This window comes from Micromonospora kangleipakensis (genome assembly GCF_004217615.1).
In the GTDB taxonomy this organism is placed as follows: domain Bacteria; phylum Actinomycetota; class Actinomycetes; order Mycobacteriales; family Micromonosporaceae; genus Micromonospora; species Micromonospora kangleipakensis.
The window spans coordinates 5,244,401-5,266,183 of sequence record NZ_SHLD01000001.1 but is presented as its reverse complement, the minus strand read 5'-3'; the positions used below and the strand labels follow the sequence as shown (position 1 = coordinate 5,266,183).

Annotated in this window: 24 protein-coding genes and 1 pseudogene; 12 read left to right on the top strand and 13 right to left on the bottom strand. The window is 74.9% G+C overall.

What is annotated here, in order from left to right; translation table 11 throughout:
• Positions 1-8 precede the first annotated feature (8 nt).
• Both tnpB and EV384_RS25365 read right to left on the bottom strand, forming a co-directional pair.
• Positions 9-1,460 carry an IS607 family element RNA-guided endonuclease TnpB gene (gene tnpB / locus EV384_RS25370; protein ID WP_130337131.1) on the bottom strand — a complete coding sequence of 484 codons (1,452 nt, stop codon included), beginning with the start codon at positions 1,458-1,460 and terminating at the stop codon, positions 9-11.
• Entirely contained in the window at positions 1,457-2,026 is a 570-nt protein-coding gene (locus EV384_RS25365; RefSeq protein WP_130336997.1) for an IS607 family transposase, read from the bottom strand. Before EV384_RS25365 ends, tnpB begins: the two co-directional genes overlap by 4 nt.
• A gap of 79 nt (positions 2,027-2,105) precedes the next feature.
• Between EV384_RS25365 and EV384_RS25360 the strand changes: the two are divergent.
• Positions 2,106-2,228, top strand: a pseudogene (locus tag EV384_RS25360) (nitroreductase family protein); the annotation flags it as partial.
• 10 nt (positions 2,229-2,238) lie between these two features.
• Here the strand turns inward: EV384_RS25360 and EV384_RS25355 are convergent.
• From EV384_RS25355 to EV384_RS25335, 5 genes are all read right to left on the bottom strand, one after another.
• The gene (locus EV384_RS25355) at positions 2,239-2,787 is read right to left on the bottom strand and encodes a hypothetical protein (RefSeq protein ID WP_130337129.1); all 549 of its coding nucleotides are present in this window, start codon (positions 2,785-2,787) and stop codon (positions 2,239-2,241) included.
• Entirely contained in the window at positions 2,784-3,302 is a 519-nt protein-coding gene (locus EV384_RS25350; RefSeq protein WP_130337127.1) for a hypothetical protein, read from the bottom strand. Before EV384_RS25350 ends, EV384_RS25355 begins: the two co-directional genes overlap by 4 nt.
• 1 nt (position 3,303) lies before the next feature.
• Entirely contained in the window at positions 3,304-3,660 is a 357-nt protein-coding gene (locus EV384_RS25345; protein WP_130337125.1) for an Asp23/Gls24 family envelope stress response protein, read from the bottom strand.
• A gap of 11 nt (positions 3,661-3,671) precedes the next feature.
• A complete protein-coding gene (locus tag EV384_RS25340; RefSeq protein ID WP_130337123.1) occupies positions 3,672-3,860 on the bottom strand; it encodes a hypothetical protein in 189 nt (62 codons plus the stop codon).
• Positions 3,861-3,952: 92 nt separating this feature from the next.
• Positions 3,953-4,327 carry a hypothetical protein gene (locus EV384_RS25335; RefSeq protein ID WP_207232458.1) on the bottom strand — a complete coding sequence of 125 codons (375 nt, stop codon included), beginning with the start codon at positions 4,325-4,327 and terminating at the stop codon, positions 3,953-3,955.
• Between the two features lie 174 nt (positions 4,328-4,501).
• Between EV384_RS25335 and EV384_RS25330 the strand changes: the two genes are divergently transcribed.
• Together EV384_RS25330 and EV384_RS25325 are read left to right on the top strand one after the other, a co-directional pair.
• Complete coding sequence (locus tag EV384_RS25330; RefSeq protein WP_130337121.1) at positions 4,502-5,377, top strand: PDDEXK family nuclease; 876 nt, start codon at positions 4,502-4,504, stop codon at positions 5,375-5,377.
• 408 nt (positions 5,378-5,785) lie between these two features.
• A complete protein-coding gene (locus EV384_RS25325) occupies positions 5,786-7,036 on the top strand; it encodes a hypothetical protein (protein WP_130337119.1) in 1,251 nt (416 codons plus the stop codon).
• A gap of 64 nt (positions 7,037-7,100) precedes the next feature.
• Here the strand turns inward: EV384_RS25325 and EV384_RS25320 are convergent, their stop codons facing one another.
• On the bottom strand, positions 7,101-8,348 hold the full coding sequence (locus EV384_RS25320; protein WP_130337117.1) for an MDR family MFS transporter: 1,248 nt from the start codon (positions 8,346-8,348) through the stop codon (positions 7,101-7,103).
• Positions 8,349-8,480: 132 nt separating this feature from the next.
• On the opposite strand from EV384_RS25320, the gene EV384_RS25315 reads away from it, so the two are divergent.
• Entirely contained in the window at positions 8,481-9,008 is a 528-nt protein-coding gene (locus EV384_RS25315; protein WP_130337115.1) for a mycothiol transferase, read from the top strand.
• Between the two features lie 118 nt (positions 9,009-9,126).
• On the opposite strand, the gene EV384_RS25310 is transcribed toward EV384_RS25315, so the two are convergent.
• Positions 9,127-9,474 (bottom strand): histone-like nucleoid-structuring protein Lsr2, encoded by a 348-nt coding sequence (locus EV384_RS25310; RefSeq protein WP_130337113.1) that lies wholly within the window; start codon positions 9,472-9,474, stop codon positions 9,127-9,129.
• Positions 9,475-9,735: 261 nt separating this feature from the next.
• On the opposite strand from EV384_RS25310, the gene lon reads away from it, so the two are divergent.
• Positions 9,736-12,072: an endopeptidase La gene (gene lon, locus EV384_RS25305; protein WP_130337111.1), complete on the top strand. Its 2,337-nt coding sequence runs from the start codon at positions 9,736-9,738 to the stop codon at positions 12,070-12,072.
• Positions 12,073-12,142: 70 nt separating this feature from the next.
• Here lon and EV384_RS25300 read toward each other — a convergent pair whose 3' ends face one another.
• Entirely contained in the window at positions 12,143-13,936 is a 1,794-nt protein-coding gene (locus EV384_RS25300) for a DEAD/DEAH box helicase (RefSeq protein ID WP_130337109.1), read from the bottom strand.
• A 68-nt stretch (positions 13,937-14,004) separates the two neighbouring features.
• Complete coding sequence (locus tag EV384_RS25295) at positions 14,005-14,844, bottom strand: hypothetical protein (RefSeq protein WP_242624282.1); 840 nt, start codon at positions 14,842-14,844, stop codon at positions 14,005-14,007.
• A gap of 133 nt (positions 14,845-14,977) precedes the next feature.
• Here EV384_RS25295 and EV384_RS25290 point away from each other — a divergent pair, with 133 nt between their 5' ends.
• Positions 14,978-16,117 (top strand): sensor histidine kinase, encoded by a 1,140-nt coding sequence (locus tag EV384_RS25290; RefSeq protein WP_242624281.1) that lies wholly within the window; start codon positions 14,978-14,980, stop codon positions 16,115-16,117.
• Between the two features lie 4 nt (positions 16,118-16,121).
• A complete protein-coding gene (locus EV384_RS25285) occupies positions 16,122-16,727 on the top strand; it encodes a response regulator transcription factor (RefSeq protein ID WP_130337107.1) in 606 nt (201 codons plus the stop codon).
• On the opposite strand, the gene EV384_RS25280 is transcribed toward EV384_RS25285, so the two are convergent.
• A complete protein-coding gene (locus EV384_RS25280) occupies positions 16,724-17,152 on the bottom strand; it encodes a nucleoside deaminase (RefSeq protein ID WP_242624280.1) in 429 nt (142 codons plus the stop codon). The genes EV384_RS25285 and EV384_RS25280 overlap by 4 nt on opposite strands.
• 56 nt (positions 17,153-17,208) lie before the next feature.
• Here EV384_RS25280 and EV384_RS25275 point away from each other — a divergent pair, with 56 nt between their 5' ends.
• On the top strand, positions 17,209-17,727 hold the full coding sequence (locus tag EV384_RS25275) for a 2'-5' RNA ligase family protein (protein ID WP_130337105.1): 519 nt from the start codon (positions 17,209-17,211) through the stop codon (positions 17,725-17,727).
• On the opposite strand, the gene EV384_RS25270 is transcribed toward EV384_RS25275, so the two are convergent.
• Positions 17,702-17,920 carry a hypothetical protein gene (locus EV384_RS25270; protein ID WP_130337103.1) on the bottom strand — a complete coding sequence of 73 codons (219 nt, stop codon included), beginning with the start codon at positions 17,918-17,920 and terminating at the stop codon, positions 17,702-17,704. The two genes, EV384_RS25275 and EV384_RS25270, sit on opposite strands and share 26 nt — an antisense overlap.
• A gap of 133 nt (positions 17,921-18,053) precedes the next feature.
• Between EV384_RS25270 and EV384_RS25265 the strand changes: the two genes are divergently transcribed.
• The 4 genes from EV384_RS25265 (at position 18,054) to EV384_RS25250 (ending at position 21,778) form a co-directional block, all read left to right on the top strand.
• Positions 18,054-18,800 (top strand): ArsR/SmtB family transcription factor, encoded by a 747-nt coding sequence (locus EV384_RS25265; RefSeq protein WP_130337101.1) that lies wholly within the window; start codon positions 18,054-18,056, stop codon positions 18,798-18,800.
• 93 nt (positions 18,801-18,893) lie between these two features.
• Positions 18,894-19,895: a cytochrome P450 gene (locus EV384_RS25260; RefSeq protein ID WP_130337099.1), complete on the top strand. Its 1,002-nt coding sequence runs from the start codon at positions 18,894-18,896 to the stop codon at positions 19,893-19,895.
• Positions 19,892-20,698, top strand: coding sequence for an isocitrate lyase/PEP mutase family protein (locus EV384_RS25255; RefSeq protein WP_130337097.1), 807 nt, complete (start codon positions 19,892-19,894; stop codon positions 20,696-20,698). The genes EV384_RS25260 and EV384_RS25255 overlap by 4 nt, the downstream gene beginning before the upstream one ends.
• Positions 20,699-20,809: 111 nt before the next feature.
• Positions 20,810-21,778 carry a hypothetical protein gene (locus EV384_RS25250; protein WP_130337095.1) on the top strand — a complete coding sequence of 323 codons (969 nt, stop codon included), beginning with the start codon at positions 20,810-20,812 and terminating at the stop codon, positions 21,776-21,778.
• Positions 21,779-21,783 lie beyond the last annotated feature (5 nt).

Here is a 21,783-nt window from a genome sequence, read left to right as displayed (position 1 = left end):
TAACGGTGTCACCGCAACGTGAGGGTCGCGGTGTCCTGATGACGGTCTCTCGCTTCCGCCTGCCGCTGTCGTGGCAGGGTTGCGCCACCTGCCCGCCCCGCCCCGGCCATTCGGCTGGGGAGGGTGACGCGGGTCTTCTGGTCGGCTCCACGAGGCTTCGGCGCTTTCGCGCCCCGGTCTCCGGCCACTCCGGTACCGGTGGTGCTGGCCGCCGCAAGGGCGGCGAGGTTGCAGGCGGCGTTAGCGTCCCGGTCCATCACCAGGCCGCATACATCGCAGCAGAAAGTGCGCGCGTGCAGCGGCAGTTTGGCTTTCACCGCGCCGCACCCGCAGCAGGTCTTCGAGGAAGGGAACCAGCGGTCGGCGACTTGGACCTGTCCACCGTTCCAGCCGGTCTTGTAGGTCAGTTGTCGCCGGATCTCTCCGAATCCGGCGTCGGCGATCTTCCTTGCCAGGCGCCGATTGCGGAGCATCCCGGCGACGTTCAGGTCTTCGACCACCACCGTGCCGTACTCGGCGCTGATCGCTGTGGTGATTTTGTGCAGCGCGTCGGTACGCAGGTTCGCCACCTGGTGGTGTACCCGGTTACGTTCCGCGTTGGCTTTCAGCCACCGTTTCGAGGGCGTCTGGCCGGTGCGCCGGTCTGGCCCTTGGCGGCGGGAAACCCGCCGCGACAGGCGTTTGAGGGCCTTCAGGGCGGTGTCGTAGTGCGCCGGGTTGGGCACGTGGCGGATCTCGCCTTGACCGTCGGCGAGGACGGCGAGGCATTTCACGCCCAGGTCCACCCCGACCGCGACGTCCGGGCGGGCCGGGGTGCGCTCGGCGCGTTCGACCTCGACTTGGAAGGAGACGAACCAGCGCCCGCGCTCGAACCTCACAGTGGCGCAGAGGATGCGGGCGCTGCCGCCCGCGATACGGCGCTCAAGCTTGCGTGTGGATTCGTGGGTGCGGATCGTGCCCAGTCTGGGCAGGGTGACATGACGGCGGTCCGGCTCCACGCGGATCGTGCCGGTGGTGAATCGGCAGGCCAAGCGCGCCTTGTGTTTCGACTTCCGGCGGGGCATACCCACCCGCCCGCCCTTGCGCTGCCCACGCTTGGACTTGGCGTAGTTGTCAAACGCCGCGGCGGCGTTGGCGAGGCCGGTGTTGTAGGCCTCCTTGGAGTTCTCCTCCCACCAGTCGGCAAACCGCGGATCGGTGCGCTTGACCTGATTGAACGCCTTACGCAGGGCTGGCAGCGACCACGGCCGCCACTCGGTCAACTCCGGCCCGGCGAGCCCGTAGGACTCTTCGGCGCGGCGCTGCCACCACGACGCCGACACCCAGCCCACCGCCCAGTTGTAGGCCGCGCGGGCTGCGCCGCAGTGCGAGCGCAGCGCCTGCTCCTGCGCGGCGTTGGGGTCCAGAGCGAACCGGTACGCCTGCACCACGAAGCCCGGCTGCGGCTGGAACTTCTTCACTCGGCCTCCGCTGCGGCGCGCAGTGCGGCGTCGGCCCGGTGTCGGGCCGACCGGCGCCCGTACAGGCGGGCGCACATCGAGGTCAGCACCTCGGTCATGTCCCGCACCAGATCATCGCCGGCCTCCTGTGCATCGAGGATGATCAGGCGACGGCCCGAGGCGGCCAGGGCGGCCTCCAGGTGCTCCACACCGAAGCGGGCCAGGCGATCGCGGTGCTCGACCACGATCACCGCCGCTTCGGGATCGGCGAGGACACGGGCGAGTTTGCGACGCCGGCCGTTCAGTCCGGAGCCGACCTCCGTGACGACTTCACCCACCGCAAGCCCGACCCTGGTCGCTCCCGCGACCACCCGGGCAACCTGCCGATCCAGGTCAGGCTTCTGGTCAGACGAGGACACCCGGCAGTACGCCACCACCCGGCCAGCCGCAGGGGCGTCAGGCTCCTGCACTAGCCAAGTCCCGGTAGCGGTACGCACCACTGGCACGGGCATCTTGCCGTCCCTAGCCCACCGCCAAGCGGTCTGGTAGTGCACACCGTTGCGTGCCGCCCACACGCCCAACCTCACGCGACTATCCTATAAGGAAATTGATAGAAGATGAAACAGCGTGCAACAGCTCTCAACCCCCAGAATGAAGCGGTGCCCGCTGCTCGACCGGCCCGCCGAGGAGCGCGGCAACCTGATCATCCCGGTCGGCTACCCGGCGGCGGCCGCCACGGTGCCGGACATCGCCGGCGAGCCGCTCTCCGAGGTGGTCGTCTGGCGTTGACCGCGCCCGGTCAGAACTCCGCGTCCACCCGGGCGGTGACGTCCAGGTGGGCGGGCCGGCAGCCGACGGTCGCGGCGAACCGCCGGACGGCGGCGTCGACGTGCGCGCGGACGGCGGCGGTGCCGGCCCGGGGGTCGAGCTGCACCTCCACCCAGAAGTCGGGCCGACCGGTCGGGCCGGTGAGCAGCACCCGCGCCCGGCGCACCCCGGGTTCCCGGAGCAGGTCCCGCTCCAGCGCGCCGGTGAGCACCCCGCTCGCCACCCGGGTACGCCCGCCCCCGTCGCCGCCGTGCACCAGGGTGCCCGCCAGCCGGCCCGGCGCCCGCAGCTCCCGGGCGAGCAGCCGCTGGCCGAGCAGGGCCAGCAGCACCCCGCCGACCACCACCGCCAGGGCGCTCCACGGCGTGCCGGCCCGCCACCAGCGCAGCAGGCCAGCGCCGAGCAGCGGGCTGTCGGCGCCCGGCAGCCGGCCCAGGCTCACCGCCAGGCCGGTGCCGCCCAGGGCGGTCAGCAGCAGGGCGACGACCGTCCAGAGCAGCCGGTGCGCGGCGTTGCTCATGCCGCCCGCCGGGCGGGGACCAGCCGGACCTCGACCCGCCCGCACGTCGGCGCGGCCAGCCGGTCCAGCTCGCGGTGCACGGCGAACTCGACGTCCGAGCGGGCCGCCGGATCGCCGGTGGCGGTCACCCGGGGCCGCCAGGCGTCCCCGCGCCGACGGATCCGCACCCGGGCCCGCCGTACGCTCGGCACCGAGCGGACCGCGCGGGCCAGGCGTCGTTCGACCGAGCGCCGGTGCAGGTGCCATCCGTCGTCGCCGTCGAGCCGCAGCCGGGTCGGCCGCCACCGGAGCAGCTCGGCGGTGAGGACGACCAGGCCGATCAGGGTGACGGTGGCGGCGACGCTCCGGGCCGGGGCGTCCTGCCAGCGGGTGCCGGTCAGGGCGGCGTGGCCACGGGGGAGCAGCAGGCCGGGGCGGCCGAGCGCGGCGAGCGTCCCCTCGACCGCGACGAGGATGCCGCCGACGAGCAGGGCGACGGCGAGCAGCAGCGTGGCGATCCGGTTGGCCGTCCGCACCTCAGCCTCCGCTGTCCGGTGGGATGCCGTCGTCCCGTTCGGGCAGGAGCAGGTCCACCACGGTGACGGTGACGCCCGCCACGGTCAGCCCGGTCTGCGCCTCGACCTGGGCCGCCACCCGACGGCGTACCGCCTCGGCGACCGTTGGAAGGTGTGCGCCGTGGTCGACGGCGAGGTCGAGGTCGACGCAGGCGGCCCGGCCGTCGGCGCGGACGGTCGCCGCCGGGGCGGAAACGGCTGCGGTGCGCCGCGCGGCGTCCTCGGCGAGCCGGGCGATCCGCTCCTCTGGCCAGCGGGGCGGGCCGGCGTCGGAGCCGGTGGGAGTGGTGCGTCCGCGGCGGGGCAGGGTGCCGGTCATCGGGGCCCCGGTCAGCGCCGGCGTGGCGGGGCCGTCCGGTCGGCGAACCCGGCCACGGTGACCTCGCCGTCGAGGACCCGGACCAGGAGCCAGCCGACCAGACCGGCCAGGGTGGCGGCCGCGGCGACGCCCGCCCCGCCGAGCGCCCAGACCGCCACCAGGAGGAATCCGGCGAGGAATCCGAACTGCTGCCGCGTCATGCCCACCTCCGCTCGTACCGGCCGGCTCATGGGCGCGGCGTACCCGTTCCCGCCGTCGCCAGTCCTCCGCGACGTGGCGATGCTCCCGGTGGTCAGCGCGCGCCCGCCGCGACCCGGGCCGGCTCCGCGGCGAGGGTCGCCACCGGCACGCCCTCCCGCGCCGCCCACTCCACCGCGTGCCGCACGTCCGTCACCGGCAGGGGCCGACGGTCGGTCACGGTGACCGGCGCGTGCACCCCGAAGGTGACGAACGGGTACGACCGGGCCAGCCCGCCGGTGACCGCCGCGAGCACCGCCTGCGTCTCCCGGGCGGCGCTGCGCCGGCCGAACCGCTCCGGCGCGCCGGGCGGCTCGTCCACCCGGACCGCGACCAGCGCCACCGGCAGCGTGCCGGAGGCGGTGACGCCGTCCAGGCCGGTCCACCGGCGCAGGCCCGGCTCGTCGAGCAGCCCGGCCGGTCCGTCCACCGACTCCGCCCGCCCGGCGCATCGGCCGCCGGGCGGTGGTGCGGAAGACCGGCACGCTCTCGTCCCGGCGGCGCCGGCCGGTCCGGGCAACCGGATTCGGCCGCACCGGCGAGGCGCTCACCATGATCGACGTCCTAGACTCGGCCCGGTCGACCGACGGATGGATTGGCGAAGATGACGAGCACCGGCAGCGAGGACGCGTCCTGGCTGCGTCCGATCACGACCGGGGGCGAGCCGCTGCTCACCCGGGCCGGTCAGGTCGTGTACGCGTCCCGCCGGCTCAGCGAGCTGGTGCACGGGCGGCCGCCGGGCATCACCGGTAACCAGTGGAGCACCGCCATCCGGGAGGGCTTCGACCAGGTGGTCTGCGCCGCGAACACCGGTCGGCCGCTGTTCGCCGTGGAGATCGCCGCTGCTCCGGCCGCCGGCTCGCCGGAGCAGCGCGCCGAACGGATGAAGAGTGCGGTCTGCGCGGCGGTCGGCCTGGAGGTGCTGCGGATCGAGTCGCCGACGTTGCGCGGCGCCGACCACGGCCGGCGGATCGTCGAGTACGTCATCGACGCGCGCGGCTACGCGGACGCCACGGTGGCCGGGCCGGAGGGTGTCGAGCCGGTCGGCTTCCGGGACATCGTCGGCCGGCTGCCCGACGGCCGCAGCGGGCACGTCAACGACCTCGGCGCGCTGACCCGGGCCGCCGTCGTCGAGGCGTACGTGGATCGGCGCCTCGCCGACCCGATCGTCCGGGGCCTGCACGCCCGCTGGAAGAACGGCCCGGCCGAGGGGTGGAGCTGGGTCGGGGTGCGGCCCGGACGGTGCCTGGTCGAGCGGGTCCGGCTCTACCCGCAGCGGTTCTCCTGCGGAGTCGACCCGGCGCGTCTCGCCGAGGACCTCTCCGCCCTGGCGGTGGGGGAGCGGCTGCGCGGCCTCGACGCCGGCGAGCCGCCGTCGCTGATGGACCGGGACCAGCTCCGCCGCGACATCCGGCTCCTCGCGTCCCACGAGGACCAGATGGAGGGCGACTTCGCCTTCGCGCACCTCTGCGCCGACTGACACCGCCCACCGCCGCGCGGCTCGCGCCGCCACCCGGGGCCACGCCCGCCGCGCCCGCGCGCGCCGACCGTGACGGGCCAATGACCGTGATGTGCCGCCGACCGTGGCCGCTCGGCCGGACCGCTGGTGCGGAACTTTCCCGATTCGGGCTTGAACCTTCGCCGCCGCCGCTCCGTACCTAAGCGGGAATGGACCCAGTTCTTCCAGCCGCGCCGGAAGGCGCGGGAGACGGTGCGGAAAGGGCATCGTCGGTCATCGACGTGCGACCGGAACGTCGCAGTGATCCTCACCCCGAATTCCGTCGGTCCGCCGGGGTCACGAGTCAGCCACCGGATCGAGAAGGAGAGCAATTCGATGCGCAGGTCCACACGGGCGCGCCGGCCATCCGGTAACGCGCGGAGCAAGCGAATGCTGGCCGTTGTCGGCACGCTCGCGGTCTTCGGCGGAATCGTCGCCGTGACCCAGATCTCGTCCGCCCAGGACCGGCGGACGTACACCCGCACCGCCTCGGCGTCCTGCCTCCAGCCGAGCCCCGGCGCCACCTCGCCGACCGGCCAGGGCAGCACCACCCGGACGTGGCAGAACGGCCGCTGGGTGCGCAACCACTGGGGTGACGGGCAGATGTCCGTCGCCGAGTGCCAGGCGGTCAAGGCCGGCGGCGGGGCCGCGGCCGGCCCGCCCACCGTGGCCTGCCCGGACGTGAAGGGCAAGCTTCCGCAGGTCCCCGACCAGGCGCGCAACGAGGTGGACCGCAACCTCGCCCTGTTGGACGCCCAGATCGCCGAGGCCAACCGACGGCTCGCCGCCGACGGCGGCCGCAACGGCCAGGACTTCATCAACAGCACGATCCTGCGGCCCCTGGCCGACAAGCGGAAGGCGACGTTGAACCGGATCGCGACCGCGATCGGGCGGGTGGCGCAGCGGCCGCAGGGGCTCGACCAGCTCGCCCAGTGCGCCCTCGCCGACGCCGGTCAGAACGCCGGTGGGAACACCGGCGGCCAGAACGGCGGCGGTCAGAACGGCGGCCAGAACGACAACGGTGGCCAGAACGGTGGTCAGACCGACAACGGCGGCCAGAACGGCGGCAACAACAACGGCGGTGACAACGGCAACGGGCTGGGCGTCCTCGCCAAGGACTGCACCAACAGCAAGCTCCAGCCGCACGACGGTTTCCAGAACGGGAACCGCTGTGTGAGCACCGCTTTCGGTGAGGTGGGTGCGGCCGCGAACAATCCCTCGCTGCTCATCACGCAATTCCCGAACCAGGTCAACCGGAACCAGCCGTTCACCCTCCGGGTCACCACGAAGAACCTGGTCCGGGACCGCTTCCTCGCGGCCGGCCAGGGCGGTTACTACCTGGAGAGCTCGCTGTTGAACGACCAGGGCCTGGTCCGCGGGCACTTCCACACCGCGTGCCGGATGCTCAACGACACCCGGCAGCCCCCGAGCCCGCAGGACGTACCGGCGTTCTTCGTGGCGACCGAGGACGGTCGGGGCGGCGCCCAGCCGGACGACGTGCAGATCCAGATCCCCGGGCTGCCGCAGTCGGGTCTCGCGCAGTGCGCCGTCTGGGCCGGTGACGGTTCGCACCGCATCCCGATGATGGAGCGGGCCAACCAGACCCCCGCCTTCGACGTGGTGCGGATCGAGGTCAACTGAGACCGGGTCGGTCGACGGCCGGAGCCGCCCGGGGGGTACGCCCCGGGCGGCTCCGCCGTTTCCGTCAGACCAGCGCGGGCGCCGGTCGGGCCGGCTCATCGTCCGGGGCCCGCAGCGCGCCGATCCGCCGGGTCCGGGCCGGCGCGGCGAGCAGGTTGCCGACCGCCACCAGCAGGGCCAGGCCGAACAGGCCCAGCCAGAGCGCGGTGTCGCCGAACCGGTCGGTGACCAGCCCGCCGACGGTCGGGCCGCCGAAGGTGGCGAAGGCGTATCCGAGGGAGTAGACGCCCTGGTAGCGGCCGCGCTGGGCGGCGGGGGAGAGGTCGGCGGTGAGCGCCGAGTTGGCCGGCGTCATCATCATCTCGCCGAGCGTCCAGACCAGCACGGCGAGCCCGTAGAACCAGACGCTCTCCGCCAGCGCGGTCAGCGCGAAGCCGGTGCCGATCACCACCGCCGCCACCGCTGTGGTGCGGGACCGGTCGAAGCGGCCGATCAGCCGCGGCACGAAGAGCTGCCCCACCACGATCATCAGTCCGTTCACCGCGATGATCGGCCCGTACGCCGCCGCGGGCAGCCCGTCGGCCTGCAACGCCACCGGCAGCATCACGTTCGCCTCGATGCAGAGCCAGGCCAGCCCGGTGAGCGCGGTGAAGGTCAGGAAGACCGGGTCCCGTAGCACCACGCCGAATCCACCCCGGTCCGCCCGGGTGAACTGTCCGACCGTGACCGGGGCCGGTCGGGACTCGGGCACCTTGACCGCGATCAGCGCGGCCGTGCCGAGCAGCACGGCGGCGTTGACCAGGAAGAGCAGCAGCGGGTCCACCCGGACCAGCAGGCCGGCAACGGTTGCGGCCACCGAGAAGCCGATGTTGATCGCCCAGTAGTTGAGCGTCATCGCCCGCAGCCGGTCGCGTTCGCCGACCACGTCGATGATGGTGGCGGTGAAGGCCGGCCGGGCGACGCCGAGGAAGAGCCCGAGCAGCAGGGTGAGCAGTGCGATGGCGACCGGCTGGGTGCTCAGCCCGAGGGTGCTCGCGGTGGCCGCGGCGGTGACGTTGCCGGCCAGCATGGCCGGCCGCCGCCCCCACCGGTCCGCGACGATCCCGCCGAGCAGCGTGCCGACCGCGCTGCCGGCGCCGTGCAACCCGATCACCATCCCGGCGTACGACGCGTCGAAGTGGCGTACCGAGACCAGGTAGACACCGAGGTAGATGGCGACGAAGCTGCCCAGCCGGTTGATCAGGGTGGCGGTCCAGAGATACCAGAACGTGCGCGGGAGTCCCCCCGCCGTCTGCCGCCACCAGGTCGCCATGCGCCACCCCCGAGAGTCGTCTGTGTAATGCCTGCTAACCGCTCCGGTCATTACAGTCCAGGGGTACGACACTCTTGCGGGCCAGCGTCGATCATGGTGGCGCGGCTCACCCTCGGGCCGTACCGTCGACGGATGTCGACCGAGCGCTTCCCGGCGCTGCTGGACGGGCCGGGCAACGACGTCAGCGAACCGCGCGAGCTGCTGCTCGGCTACCTCGACTGGTACCGCCGGGCGCTGGCGCGCAAGACCGCCGGGCTCTCCGAGGCCGCGCTGCGGACGCCGGTCGACGGCCTCGGTTGGGCGCCGCTGGGGCTGGTCCGCCACCTGGGCTGGGTGGAGCGGCGCTGGATCCGCTGGGGCTTCGCCGCCGAGGCCGTGCCGCCCTGCCCGCCCGGCGACGACGACGACGCGGAGTGGGACGTCCGCGGCCTGCCGGGCGACCAGGTGTGGCGGGAGTACCGGAGCGAGGTGGCGTGGACCGGCCGGATCGTCGAGGGGGTGCCGCTGGATCGCCCGGCGGAGCTGGGTGGTCGGTTCCGCACGCCGGAGGAGGCGCCCAGCCTCGGCCGGATCCTCTTCCACCTGCTCCAGGAGTACGCCCGGCACGTGGGTCAGCTCGACGTGGCCCGCCAGCTCCTCGACGGGAAGACCGGGGAGTGATCAGCCCGGGTGGCGTGGACACGCAGGGCGGGAAATTGTGAACGGTTGAAAAAGCGGACCGGGGCCACGCCGATTTCTCAGCGTGACCCCGGCGTGCCCGAAGGTGATACCCGACCGCTCAGCGGTTCTTGTACGCCTCCACCACCGAGACCGGGATGCGGCCCCGCTCGGAAATCTCGTAGCCGTTCTTGGCGGCCCATTCCCGGATGGCCCGGTTCTGCTCGCGGTCCATTCCGGAGGTGGCCGGGCGCCCCGGGCGGCGCGCGGCGCGGGCGGCCTCGACCGGTCCGCGGCCGATCCGCCGGCCAGCGCTGATGTACGGGTCCAGCGCCTTGCGCAGGACGCCCGCGTTCTCGTCGGAGACGTCGATGGTGTACGCCACGCCGTCCAGGCTGAACTCGACGGTCCGATCGGCCTTTCCGCCGTCCAGGTCGTCGGTCAGAACGGTGATTACTTTCCTTGCCATCGCCATTGCTCCCTGTGTCGGGCGGGGTGTGGCTAAGAGTTTGACGTATGGCGCGGCGAATTCGCAACAATACCCGCGGTTTGCCATTCGGCGGGTCGCCTAATCCGGTCGCGAAATCGTCCGCCGCCGGCCGGGCGCCGGGGGGACGGGGGCGGCCGCCGGCCGGGCCGGAGACGTGGCGTGGGTCACAGCCCGGAACAAGGGGAACGCTTTGTTACTTGAGCCTGACACGCTCAATCTCAACGTGATAGCAGGTGTTCGATGGCAACTCTTCCGGTACTTCCGCTGACCGACGCCGTCCTGCTGCCCGGCATGGTCATCCCGGTGACCCTCGACCCGACCACCCAGGCCGCGGTCGACGCGGCCCGCGCCACCGGCGACAAGAAGCTCCTCGCCGTGCCCCGCATCGACGGCGAGTACGGCTCCGTCGGCACGGTCGCCACCATCGAAAAGGTCGGCCGGCTGCCCGACGGGGAGCCCGCCGCCGTCGTCCGCGGCCTGTCCCGCGCCCGGATCGGCTCCGGCGTCCCCGGACCCGGCGCCGCCCTCTGGGTCGAGGCGACCGAACTCGACGAACCCGCCCCGGCCGGCAAGGCCCGGGAACTCGCCCGCGAGTACCGCGCGCTGATGACCTCGGTCCTCCAGCAGCGCGGCGCGTGGCAGGTCATCGACGCCATGGAGCGGATGACCGACCTCTCCGAGCTGGCCGACGCGGCCGGCTACGCGCCCTGGCTCAGCCTGGCGCAGAAGACCGAACTGCTCGCCGCGCCGGACGTCACCGCCCGGCTGGAGCTCCTCGTCGGCTGGGTGAAGGACCACCTCGCCGAGCAGGAGGTCACCGAGCAGATCAACAGCGACGTCCGCGAGGGACTCGAGAAGTCCCAGCGCGAGTTCCTGCTGCGCCAGCAGCTCGCCGCGATCCGCAAGGAGCTCGGCGAGGACGAGCCGGACGGCTCCGCCGACTACCGCAGCCGGGTGGAGAGCGCCGACCTGCCGGAGAAGGTCCGCGAGGCGGCGCTGCGCGAGGTCGGCAAGCTCGAGCGGGCCAGCGACGCCTCCCCGGAGGCCGGCTGGATCCGCACCTGGCTCGACACCGTGCTCGAGATGCCGTGGAGCACGCGTACCGAGGACAACACCGACCTGGCCGCGGCGCGCGCGGTGCTCGACGCCGACCACGCCGGCCTGGCCGACGTGAAGGACCGCATCCTGGAGTACCTCGCGGTGCGCAACCGCCGGGCCGAGCGCAACCTCGGCGTCGTCGGCGGGCGCGGCTCCGGCGCGGTGCTCGCCCTCGCCGGCCCGCCCGGCGTCGGCAAGACCAGCCTCGGCGAGTCCGTCGCCCGGGCGCTCGGCCGCAACTTCGTCCGGGTCTCCCTCGGCGGCGTCCGCGACGAGGCGGAGATCCGCGGCCACCGGCGCACCTACGTCGGCGCGCTGCCCGGCCGGATCGTCCGCGCGCTGCGCGAGGCCGGCTCGATGAACCCGGTCGTGCTCCTCGACGAGGTGGACAAGCTGGCCGTCGGCTACTCCGGCGACCCGGCCGCCGCCCTGCTGGAGGTGCTGGACCCGGCGCAGAACCACACCTTCCGGGACCACTACCTGGAGGTCGACCTCGACCTGTCCGACGTGCTCTTCCTGGCCACCGCGAACGTGGTGGAGACCATCCCCGGCCCGCTGCTGGACCGGATGGAGCTGGTCACCCTGGACGGCTACACCGAGGACGAGAAGGTGGCCATCGCCCGCGACCACCTGCTGCCCCGGCAGCGGGAGCGGGCCGGGCTGACCGCCGACGAGGTCGCCGTCGCCGACGAGGCGCTGGCCCGGATCGCGGGGGAGTACACCCGGGAGGCCGGCGTCCGGCAGCTCGAACGCGCCCTCGCGAAGATCCTCCGCAAGGTCGCCGTCGAGCTGGCGAGCGACCCGGCCGCGGTGCGGGTGGACAACGGCAACCTGGCCCGCTACCTGGGCCGGCCCAAGTTCACCCCGGAGTCGGCCGAGCGGACGGCGGTGCCCGGCGTGGCGACCGGCCTCGCGGTCACCGGCGCCGGCGGCGACGTGCTCTTCATCGAGGCGACCAGCATGGAGGGCGAGCCGGGGCTGACCCTGACCGGCCAGCTCGGGGACGTGATGAAGGAGTCCGCGCACATCGCGCTGTCGTACCTGCGGTCCAACGGGCGACGCTTCGGCATCGACCCGAACGCCCTCGCCGGGCGGCGGATCCACGTGCACTTCCCGGCTGGCGCGGTGCCCAAGGACGGCCCCAGCGCCGGCATCACCATGGTCACCGCGCTGGCGTCGCTGGTGACCGGCCGGCCGGTCCGCCCCGAGTTCGGGATGACCGGCGAGGTGACCCTCTCCGGCCGGGTGCTGCCCATCGGCGGCGTGAAGCAGAAGCTGCTCGCCGCCCACCGGGCCGGCCTGACCGAGGTGATCATCCCGGCCCGTAACGAGCCGGACCTCGACGACCTGCCCACCGAGGTCCGCGAGGCGCTGACCATCCACACCCTCGCCGACGTCGCCGACGTGCTCGCCCTGGCGCTGCGCCCCGCCGACGTCGACGTGGAGACGCTCGGCGGCCAGAAGCTCAGCGCGGCCTGACCACCACCCGCCCCCTGGCGGGATACACGGAGGCCCCCTGCCGGACCGGCAGGGGGCCTTCGTGCGTGGCTCAGCGTCGGTCGCCTCGGTCGGCACCGAAGTCGCGGCGCTCGCGCCGGTCGGCCCCCTCGAAGCGGCGCTCGCCGCCCCCGTCGCCGTCACGATCCAGCCGTACGGTGGTCTTGCGGCCCTTGATGGTGCTGCCGCGCAGCCCGTTGATCACCTCGTCGGCGACCCCGACCGGCACCTCGACCAGCGAGAACCGGTCGGCGATCTCGATCGAGCCGATGTCCCGGCCGCTGAGCTGGGTCTCCCCGGTGATCGCCCCGACCAGGTCCTGCGGCCGGACCCCGGCGCGTCGGCCCAGCCCGATGAAGACCTGCGTGGTGCCGCCGGTACGCGGTCGGGCGCCGCCGCCACGCCGCTCCCCGCCGCGGCCCTCGTACCCGGGCCGGGTCTCCCGCTGCGGACGGACCGCGACCTGCGGGATCTCCACCTCGTCGGGGGCGCCGGGCAGGGTCGCCTCGTGGGCCAGCTTCACCGCGGCGAGGGCGACCTCCATCATGTCGAACTCGTCCGACAGTGACTCCACGATCACGCGGAACGGATCGAGGTCGTCCTCCAGCAGGCTCTCCCGCAGCGCGGCCTGGGTCAGCTCCAGGCGCCGGGTCCGCAGGTCCGCCACCGTCGGGATCTTGTCGATGGCGATCCGCTGCCCGGTGACCCGCTCGATGGTCTTGAGCATCCGGTGCTCGCGTGGCTCGGCGAGGGTGATCGCCACGCCCTCCCGGCCGGCCCGGCCCACCCGGCCGATCCGGTGCACGTACGACTCCGGCGCCGACGGCACGTCGTAGTTGACCACGTGGGTGAGCTGCTCGACGTCGAGCCCACGGGCCGCCACGTCGGTGGCGACCAGCAGGTCGGCGGTGCCCGAGCGGAGCCGGCCCATCACCCGGTCCCGTTGCTCCTGGCTCATCCCGCCGTGCAGCGCCTCCGCCCGGTAGCCCCGGCCGTTCATCGTCTCGGTGAGCCGGTCCACCTCCTCCCGGCTGCGGCAGAAGACGATCGCCGCGGTCGGGGACTCCACGTCCAGCACCCGGCCCAGCGCCGCCGGCTTGTGCCCCCGGGCCACGATGTATGCGCTCTGCCGCACCCGGGGCGCCTCGCCGGCGACCGGCCGTTCGCGTTCGATCTGGATGCGCTGCGGGTCGGTCAGGTGCTTGCGGGCCAGCCCGTCGATCCGGGACGGCATGGTCGCCGAGAAGAGCACCGTCTGCCGCTGCGCCGGGGCGTGCTCCAGGATCGCCTCGATGTCCTCCGCGAAGCCCATGTCGAGCATCTCGTCCGCTTCGTCCAGCACCACGGTGGCGAGCGAACCCAGCCGCAGGGTGCCCCGGGCGATGTGGTCCAGCGCCCGGCCGGGGGTGGCCACCACCACGTCTACGCCCATGTCCAGGGCGCGCAGCTGACGGCCGATCGGCTGGCCGCCGTAGATCGGCAGGACCCGGGTGCCGAGGTCCTTGCCGTAGCGGTGGAACGCCTCGGAGACCTGCACCGCCAGCTCCCGGGTGGGCACCAGCACCAGCGACACCGGGTTGCCGCCGCTCCGGTCGTCCGGCATCCGCTGCAGCAGCGGGAGGGCGAACGCGGCGGTCTTGCCCGTACCGGTCGCCGCCTGCCCCAGCAGGTCCCGGCCGGCCAGCAGCGGCGGGATCGCCTCCCGCTGGATCGGGGTCGGCTCCTCGTAGCCGAGCGCGGAGAGCGCGCCCAGCAGCTCGGCGCGCAGCCCGAGATCCGCGAAGGCGATGCCCTCGTCGGTGTCGGCGGAGGGGATGGGGTCGGTCGGTGTTGGTGCGGAACTCATGCGCCAAGCCTTTCATCACCCCCGCCGGCCCGTCGCGGCGACCGGCACAACGGTCACCCCCGACACGTTCACCCGACGATGGCCAGCACCATGGTGAGCCCGACGACGGTGTCCAGGACGGCGCACCACTCGGCGTACCCACGCGGCACCACCGCGCCGCGCCGGTGGTGCGCCACGTCCCAGCCGGCGTGCCCGAGCCAGCCGGCGGCCACCAGCCACCGCGCCGGCCCGTCGTCGGCCACGGCGGCCAGCCCGGCCAGGGCGGTCCAGCCCGCCAGGCCGGCCAGCTGCGCCGGCAGCGCGCCCGGGGTACGCCACTGCCGGCGCAGCGTGCCGATCAGCAGGTAGCCGGCGGGCAGCACCAGCAGGCTCCACGGCGGCAGGACCACCGGGGCGACCCAGTTGTCGACCGTCATCAGCAGCGCCAGCCAGGTCGGCCAGCGGGCCGCCAGCGCGGCGACCACCGGGTGCCGTGGCGCCGGCGTCGGGTGGTGGCGCCGGTGCCGCAGGGCGACCAGGACCATCGCCGGCACCATCAACAGGTGGCCGCCGAGCAGCAGGCCGTCCCCGCCGACCAGCCCGGCGGCGAAGGGCACGAGCAGCAGCAGGAACGGCACGTACATGGCGGCGACCATCTCGGCGGTGGCGCGGGCCCCGTGGCCCCGGTGCCACATCCACACCGCCATCCCGATCGACATGTCGGTCGCCATCACGAGGGCGGCGACCTCCGGGCGGGCCAGCGCGGCGGAGAGGCCCAGCGCCGCGCCGGCCGTACGCCAGAGCGGACCGAGCAGCAGCATCCCGACCGCCATGGCGACGGTCATCTCGGCCAGGTGCCGCAGCAGGCGGCGGCCGGGGCGGTCCGCGGGAGTCGGCGGGGGAGCGGGTACGGCGAGCGTCTCGGACATGTTTCGACCCTGCGGCCTACCCGCGCCGGGGAACAGGCGCGACCGTCACGGGAAAGCCGTGCGGAACGCACGGGCGGTCCGTGACATTCCGCAGGGGTGGACGGGACCGAACGGGGCCCTAGGATCGGCGGACATGACGGTCGGGACGGCGGGGGCGGACCGGCGACTGCGCCGCGCCCGTCAGGTCACCCTCGCGTCGCTGGCCACCAGCCTCTGGACCAGCCTGCTGCTGCCCGGCGTCGGGCTGACCCGGGAGCCCGATCCGGTGCGGCTGACCCTCGGCGCGGTGGGCGTCGCCGCGTTCGCCGTCGCGCAGGCCGGCGTGCTCTACGCCGCGGTCACGCCCTGGTTGGCCCAGCGGTGGCGGCACCGGTTCGAGGTCGCGTTCGCCCTGGTCGCGGCGCTGAGCGTGCCGCTGGTCGGCCCGGTGGCGGCCGGCCGGTGGCCGACCTGGGCCTGGCTCGGCGCCTCGCTGGTCGGGATGACCCCGCTGCTGCTGCGGTCCGGCGCCGCGCTCGCCGCCGCGCTGACGGTGGTGACCTCGCTCGCGGTGGCCGCCTGGACCGGCGGCCCGGTCGGCTCCCAGTTGGCGATCACCGGGGGCGTCGGGGCCGGGATCGCGGCGGTCAACTGGGTGCAGGTGTGGTTCTGGGACCTGCTCGTGGAGGCCCGGCAGGGGCACGACGCCCGGGCCCGGCTGGCCGCCGCCGAGGAGCGGCTCCGCTTCGCCCGGGACGTGCACGACCTGCTCGGGCACGACCTCACGGTGATCGCGCTGAAGGCGGAGCTCGCCGCCCGGCTCGCGCCGGTCGACGCCGGGCGGGCCGGTCGGGAGGCGGCCGAGGTGCAGCGCCTCGCCGGTTCGGCGCTGCACCGGGTCCGCGAGGCGGTGCACGGGTACCGGACGGTCGACCTGTCCGAGCAGCTCGCCGCGGTGCGGGAGGTGCTGCGCTCGTGCGGGGTGCGCTGCGACGTCGTACGGCCGCCGGGGGAGCTGCCGGCCGGCGCCGCCGCCGAGCTGGGTGCGGTGCTCCGGGAGGCCGCCACCAACGTGCTGCGGCACAGCCGGGCGGGCTGGTGCCGGATCGAGATCAGCTGGGACGGTGCCGTGGCCACGGTGACGGTGAGCAACGACGGCGTCGACCCGCACGTCGGCCCGGACGGTCACAGCCACGGGCTGCGCGGCCTGGCCGAGCGGCTGGCGTCCACCGGCGGGGTTTCGTCGCCCGCCGGGAGGCCGGTGTCTTCACCCTCCGGGCGACCGTGCCGGTGACCACGTGATCCGCGTGCTGCTCGCCGACGACGAGGAGCTGATCCGGCAGGCCCTCGCCGCCCTGCTCGGCCTGGAGGGCGACATCGAGGTGGTGGCCCAGGCCCGCGACGGCCGTACCGCGGTGGACGCCGCCCGGGCCCACCGGCCGGACGTCGCCGTGGTCGACCTGGAGATGCCGCCGCCGGGCGGGATCGAGGTCGCAGCGGAGCTCGGCCGGGCGCTGCCCGGTTGCGCGGTGGTGATCCTGACCGGGCACGGCCGTCCCGGCCACCTGCGCCGGGCGCTGACCGCCGGGGCCCGCGGCTTCCTGGCCAAGGGCGCCCCCGGCGGCGCGCTCGCCGAGGTGATCCGCCGGGTCCATGCCGGCGAGCGCTACGTCGACCCGGCGCTGGCCGCCGACGCGCTGACCCTGCCGCCCTGCCCGCTCACCCCGCGGGAGCTGGAGACGCTGCGGCTGGCCGAGTACGGCACCCCGGTCGCGGTGATCGCCCGGCGTACCCACCTGGCCGCCGGCACGGTCCGCAACCACCTGGCGGCCAGCGTGCAGAAGCTCGGTGCGACCGACCGGGCGGAGGCGGTCCGGATCGCCCGTGAGGCGGGCTGGCTCTAGGGCCCCTCGACCGGGGCCCGGGCCTCGTCGTACAGGGCCGGACCGGCGTACGCCACGGGCGTCCGCGCCGCGGAGGGGCGCAGGTCGGCCAGCTGCTCGGCGCTGAGCGCGTACACCACCCGCCCGAGGCCGGAGCGCTCGATGGCGGTGGCGCACATGCGGCAGGGCTGGCAGGAGGTGTACATGGTGCTGTGCGCGGCCGTCTCGGCAGCCAGCTGCCGGGCCGCCCAGCGGGCCAGCTTCAGCTCCGGGTGGGCGGTGATGTCGTCGTCGGTCCGCTCGGTGTTGACCTCCTCCGCCAGCACCCGCCCGTCGGCGTCGACCAGCAGCGAGCCGAACGGGCCGTCCCCGGCGTCCCGGGCGGCCCCGGCCAGCTCCACCGCCCGGCGCAGGTGGCGTTCATCGGTCTCGGTCAGCGCGTCCACCCCGCCCGCATTCCCGGGGGACGTCCCCGCACACCGACGGCGACTAGCCTGGCCGGGTGCGCACGGTCGAACTGGTCTGCTCCCCGCCCCTTGAGGAGACGGTCCGGGCGGCCTGGGACCGGCTCGCCGCCGCCGGGATGTCGAGTCTGGCCCGCAACATCCACCCCACCAACCGGCCGCACCTGACCCTCGCCTCGGTCGACGAGTTCCCGCCCGGCACCGAGCGGCGCCTCGCCGACCTCTGCGCCGCCGCGCTGCCGCTGCCGGCCCGCATCGAGCGGGTCGAGGTGCTCGACGGCAGCGCCCCGCTGGTCTGGCTGGTCCGGCCCGTACCGGAGCTGGTCGCCCTGCACGGCGCGGTCTGGGACGTGCTGGCCGGCGCGCCCGGGCAGAATCCGTGGCACCTGCCGGGGCGGTGGATCCCGCACCTGAGCCTGGCGCTGCGGTTCCGGGACGCCGACCGGCGGCTGGCCCGGGCGCTGGCCGGCGCCGACCGGCCGAGCGGGGAGTTCGTCGCGGCGCGCAGCTACGACGGCGAGACACGTACGGTCAGCGACCTCGACGGCCGGCCGTAAGGACCGGGCCCTCGGACGCGCCGCGGACGACGACCGGGTCGGCGAAGGTGTCGGCGAATCCGGCGAATCCGGCGGAGACCGGGTTGCGGTAGCGGTCGGTCCCGGAACCGGCGACGGCCGGCGCGGAGGCCGTCGTCGCCAGCACCAGTCCGACTACGGCGGCGAGCACGCCGCCGTAGTGGAGGTGTCCCATCAGACCTGCCTCGGGTCGGTGTCGACAGAGGTCACTGCGGTGTCACCGCTTCTACAACGTTGGATGCAACGATGCAAAGAGCGGTGACACCGTTCGGTCGGCGCCGAAACGTCCGCGTGTCAGCATGGGGGGCATGACCACCACCAGCACCGACGGCGGTCCGGTCGCCGGCCTCGCCGCGCTGCTCGCCGACCGCACCCGGGCCAGCTTCTGCCTGGCCCTGCTCGACGGGCGGGCCTGGACGGCGGGCGAGTTGGCCCGCACCGCCGGGGTGGCCGCCTCCACCGCCAGCGACCACCTCACCCGGCTGGTCCGCGGCGGGCTGCTGGTCGAGGAGCGGCAGGGCCGGCACCGGTACGTCCGCCTCGCCGGCCCGTCGGTGGCCCAGCTCATCGAGGACCTGGCCGGGCACGCCCCCGCCCCGACGGCCCCACCCCGCACCCTGCGCGCCGCGTCGGCCGGCGCCGCCCTGGCGTACGCCCGGACCTGCTACGACCACCTGGCCGGGCGGCTCGGTGTCCGGCTGTACGACGCGCTGCTGGCCCGGAACGTGCTGGACCGGTCGGGCGGCCTCGCCCTCACCCCCGCCGGGCTGGACTGGCTGGCCGAACTCGGGGTGCCGGTCGAGCCGCTGCGGGCCGCCCGGCGGCCCCTGGTCCGCGACTGTCTCGACTGGACCGAGCGCCGCCCCCACCTGGCGGGGGCGCTCGGGGCGGCGCTCTGCCGCCGCTTCCTCGACCTCGGCTGGACGGTACGCGGCACCGGCCGCGCGATCCGCCTCACCCCGATCGGCGCGCCCGCCCTCGCCGCCACCCTCCACCTCGACCCCGCCGACCTGGCTCCCGCCCCGCCCCGCGACACCGGCGCCGGCCGCGCCTAACCCGCCTTCCGCCCTCCCCAGCCATCCGGACCGACGCCGGCGGGGGAGACGGTTCGGTGGGGGCCGAAGGGTTCCAGGCCTAGCGTTCCGGTCATGAGCTGGTCGACAATCGCCGCCACGGCCCCCTGCGGGCCGCCCGTCCCCGACGTCGAGGGCGGCTGGTCCGTCACGCTGCACGCGGACGTGACCGCCGTGCTGACCCACCCCGACTGCGTGGTGCCGACCGCACCCGGCGGGCCACCGGGCACCCTGGCCTGGCTGCGTGGCGCGGTGAGCCGGTTCAGTGACCGGGAACATCACCCGGCGCGGCGCGCGGTCGGCGTGGCCGTGCTGGCGAAGCTCGACCCGGACGAGCTGCGGACCGCCGCCGGCCGGCTGACCGAGGACGAGATCGACCGGGCCGGCGGGCGGCTCGACGTGATGGCGCGCCTGGCGCGGCGCGTACCGCTGGAGGTGCTGGCGGCCCGGCTCGGCCTGGCCGACCCGACGGCGGCCGTGCCGGCGGTCGCCGCGGTGGCCGCCGCCTACCACCCGGGCGCGACCCCGGCGGCGGTGGCGCGCGCCGACCGGGCGGTCGGCACCCTGCTGGCGATGTCGCCGCCGGCCTCGCCGGAGGTCACCGCGAACCGGCTCGGGCTGCTGGTGCAGGCCTGCGACGCCACCGCCGGGCTGATCGGCGCCGCCGCCCGGCACGTCCTGCCGGCGCCGGCGTCGGTGTCGACGGGCGACCTGCTCGCCGAGGTGCTCCGGCTCGACCCGCCGGTCCGGGCCACCCGCCGGGTCGCCACCGTCGCGCTGCGGCTCGGCGGGTGGGAGATCGACGCCGGCGCCGCGCTGCTGCTCCGCTTCGACGCGGCCAACCGCGATCCGGCCGTCTTCGCCGAGCCGGACCGGTTCGCCCCGGGCCGGCCCGGCCGCGCGTTGACCTTCGGCGCCGGGCCGCGCGGGTGCCCGGGCGAGCGGCACGCCCTGGCCCTGGCCGCCGGGGTGGTCGACGTGCTGCGCCGCCGCTGCCGCGCCACGGACGCCGAGATCCGCCACGACCCCCACCCGACGCTGCGCGTCCCCACCAGACTCGAGGTGATCCCCCGATGAACGACCGGTACGCCGCCTTCCACGCCCTGCACCGGCCGGGCCGCCCGCTGCTGCTCCCCAACGCCTGGGACGCCGCCTCCGCCGCGGCGCTCGCCGCCCGGGGCCATTCGGCGATCGGCACCACCAGCCTCGGGGTCGCCGCGGCCGGCGGGAAACCCGACGCGGCGGCGGCGACCCGGGACGAGAACCTCGACCTCGCCCGGCGGCTGCGCGGGCTGCCGGTGCTGCTCACCGTCGACGTCGAGGGCGGCTTCAGCGACGACCCGGCGGCGGTGGCCGGGTACGTGGCCGAGCTGGCCGCGCTCGGCGTGGTCGGGGTCAACCTCGAGGACGGCCGCCCCGACGGCACCCTGGCCCCGCCCGAGCTGGTGGCGGCCAAGCTCGCCGCGGTGCGGGCGGCGGTGCCCGGGCTCTTCCTCAACGCCCGCACCGACGCCTGGTGGCTGGGGGTGCCCGAGCCGCTGGAGCAGGCCCTCCACCGGGCCCGGGCGTACCGGGACGCGGGCGCGGACGGGCTCTTCGTCCCCGGGGCGCCGGACGACACCGTCGGGCTGCTTGCCGCCGAGGTCGGCGTGCCGCTGAACGTGCTGCACCGACCCGGCGGCCCGGGCCTGGCCGAGCTGGGCCGGCTCGGGGTCGCCCGGGTGAGCACCGGCTCGCTGCTGTTCCGCGCGGCCCTCGGCGCGGCGCTCGACCTCGCCGACGCCGTCCGCGCCGGGCGGGACGGTGGGCCGCGGGCCGTCCCGTCGTACGGGTGGGTGCAGGAGCTGTCTGGACGGTTCGGGGCGGACCACACCGGATAGGGCGTCGTTCGAGGGAGATAGGAGGATTGTTCGGGGATCCACGGGTTCTGGTGCTTACGGTGTGTTTCAGGTTCATCCACACCGTGTCCTGCCCGGAGAGAGGACCCGACCATGCGAGTGCCCAGCCGAAGCCCCGGCCCGCAGCCCGGGCCCGCCGTCGCGTCCACCGCCCCCGTCCGCCGCCTGCCCACGTCGCCCACGGCCCGCCGGTCCGCGTCCGACGAGCCGGACCTGACCGCGTACCGGGCCGCGGTGGCGGAGCTGGTCGTCGAGGTGGGCGCCCTGGCGGACGCCCCGTCGACCGCCGCCCGGCAGGTGCTGCTGGACCAGCGGCTGCGCGAGCCGGCGATCGCCGCGGTGCTCGACGCCACCCCGCAGGGGTTCGTCGGCGCCCGGGAGACGCTGCTGCTGGAGATGGCCCGCTACCAGCCGAACGCCCGCAGCTCCGCCGCTGACCTGACCGCGCTGGTCCGGATCTACCTGCTCTCCCGGATCGACGTGATGTGGTGGCGGGACGCGCCCACCTTCGCGACCGACGCGCAGGTCAACGGCAGCGTCGACCTGGTCGACCTGGAATGGCTGCGCCGCCGTGGCCTGCTCGGCTTCCGGTACCAGGAGCAGCCGGCCAGCGTCCTCGGCCGCAGCCTGCGCGCGGTACACCGCCGGCTCCTCCCGGACGCCACCCCGCGTACCGCCGGCCTGATGTTCCGCCGGGCCCGCCGCGAGATCGTGGCCCTGCTCAACGACATCGCCCGGGAGTTCGCCGTGGCCACCCCGTCCGGCACCCCGCCGCTCTGGGTGACCAGCCTGGCCCGCAGCGCCGAGCACCAGTACCGGCTGCGCCGCCTCGGGTACGCCGCCATGGTGCCCAGCGGGCACTGCCTCGGCTACGCCGCCGACGTGGAGCTGGCCTGGTACCGGCGCTTCGGCGCCCGGGACACCCTGGCCGGGCTGCTGCTGGCCCGGCAGGACGCCGGCGAAATCAACGTGGTCGACGAGGGCCAGGCCTGGCACCTCTGCCTCGCGCCCACCGCCCGCCGCCGCCTGCGGCGGGCGTACGAGGCCGAGATGGGCATCTGAGGAGG

Coding starts and splice junctions, on each gene's coding strand:
- EV384_RS25355 (WP_130337129.1), bottom strand. CDS start 2,787: ATGAGCAACGCCGCGCACCGGCTGCTCTGGACGGTCGTCGCCCTGCTG.
- EV384_RS25345 (WP_130337125.1), bottom strand. CDS start 3,660: ATGACCGGCACCCTGCCCCGCCGCGGACGCACCACTCCCACCGGCTCC.
- EV384_RS25340 (WP_130337123.1), bottom strand. CDS start 3,860: ATGACGCGGCAGCAGTTCGGATTCCTCGCCGGATTCCTCCTGGTGGCG.
- EV384_RS25330 (WP_130337121.1), top strand. CDS start 4,502: ATGACGAGCACCGGCAGCGAGGACGCGTCCTGGCTGCGTCCGATCACG.
- EV384_RS25325 (WP_130337119.1), top strand. CDS start 5,786: ATGCTGGCCGTTGTCGGCACGCTCGCGGTCTTCGGCGGAATCGTCGCC.
- EV384_RS25320 (WP_130337117.1), bottom strand. CDS start 8,348: ATGGCGACCTGGTGGCGGCAGACGGCGGGGGGACTCCCGCGCACGTTC.
- EV384_RS25315 (WP_130337115.1), top strand. CDS start 8,481: ATGTCGACCGAGCGCTTCCCGGCGCTGCTGGACGGGCCGGGCAACGAC.
- EV384_RS25310 (WP_130337113.1), bottom strand. CDS start 9,474: ATGGCAAGGAAAGTAATCACCGTTCTGACCGACGACCTGGACGGCGGA.
- lon (WP_130337111.1), top strand. CDS start 9,736: ATGGCAACTCTTCCGGTACTTCCGCTGACCGACGCCGTCCTGCTGCCC.
- EV384_RS25300 (WP_130337109.1), bottom strand. CDS start 13,936: ATGAGTTCCGCACCAACACCGACCGACCCCATCCCCTCCGCCGACACC.
- EV384_RS25295 (WP_242624282.1), bottom strand. CDS start 14,844: ATGTCCGAGACGCTCGCCGTACCCGCTCCCCCGCCGACTCCCGCGGAC.
- EV384_RS25290 (WP_242624281.1), top strand. CDS start 14,978: ATGACGGTCGGGACGGCGGGGGCGGACCGGCGACTGCGCCGCGCCCGT.
- EV384_RS25270 (WP_130337103.1), bottom strand. CDS start 17,920: ATGGGACACCTCCACTACGGCGGCGTGCTCGCCGCCGTAGTCGGACTG.
- EV384_RS25265 (WP_130337101.1), top strand. CDS start 18,054: ATGACCACCACCAGCACCGACGGCGGTCCGGTCGCCGGCCTCGCCGCG.
- EV384_RS25260 (WP_130337099.1), top strand. CDS start 18,894: ATGAGCTGGTCGACAATCGCCGCCACGGCCCCCTGCGGGCCGCCCGTC.
- EV384_RS25255 (WP_130337097.1), top strand. CDS start 19,892: ATGAACGACCGGTACGCCGCCTTCCACGCCCTGCACCGGCCGGGCCGC.
- EV384_RS25250 (WP_130337095.1), top strand. CDS start 20,810: ATGCGAGTGCCCAGCCGAAGCCCCGGCCCGCAGCCCGGGCCCGCCGTC.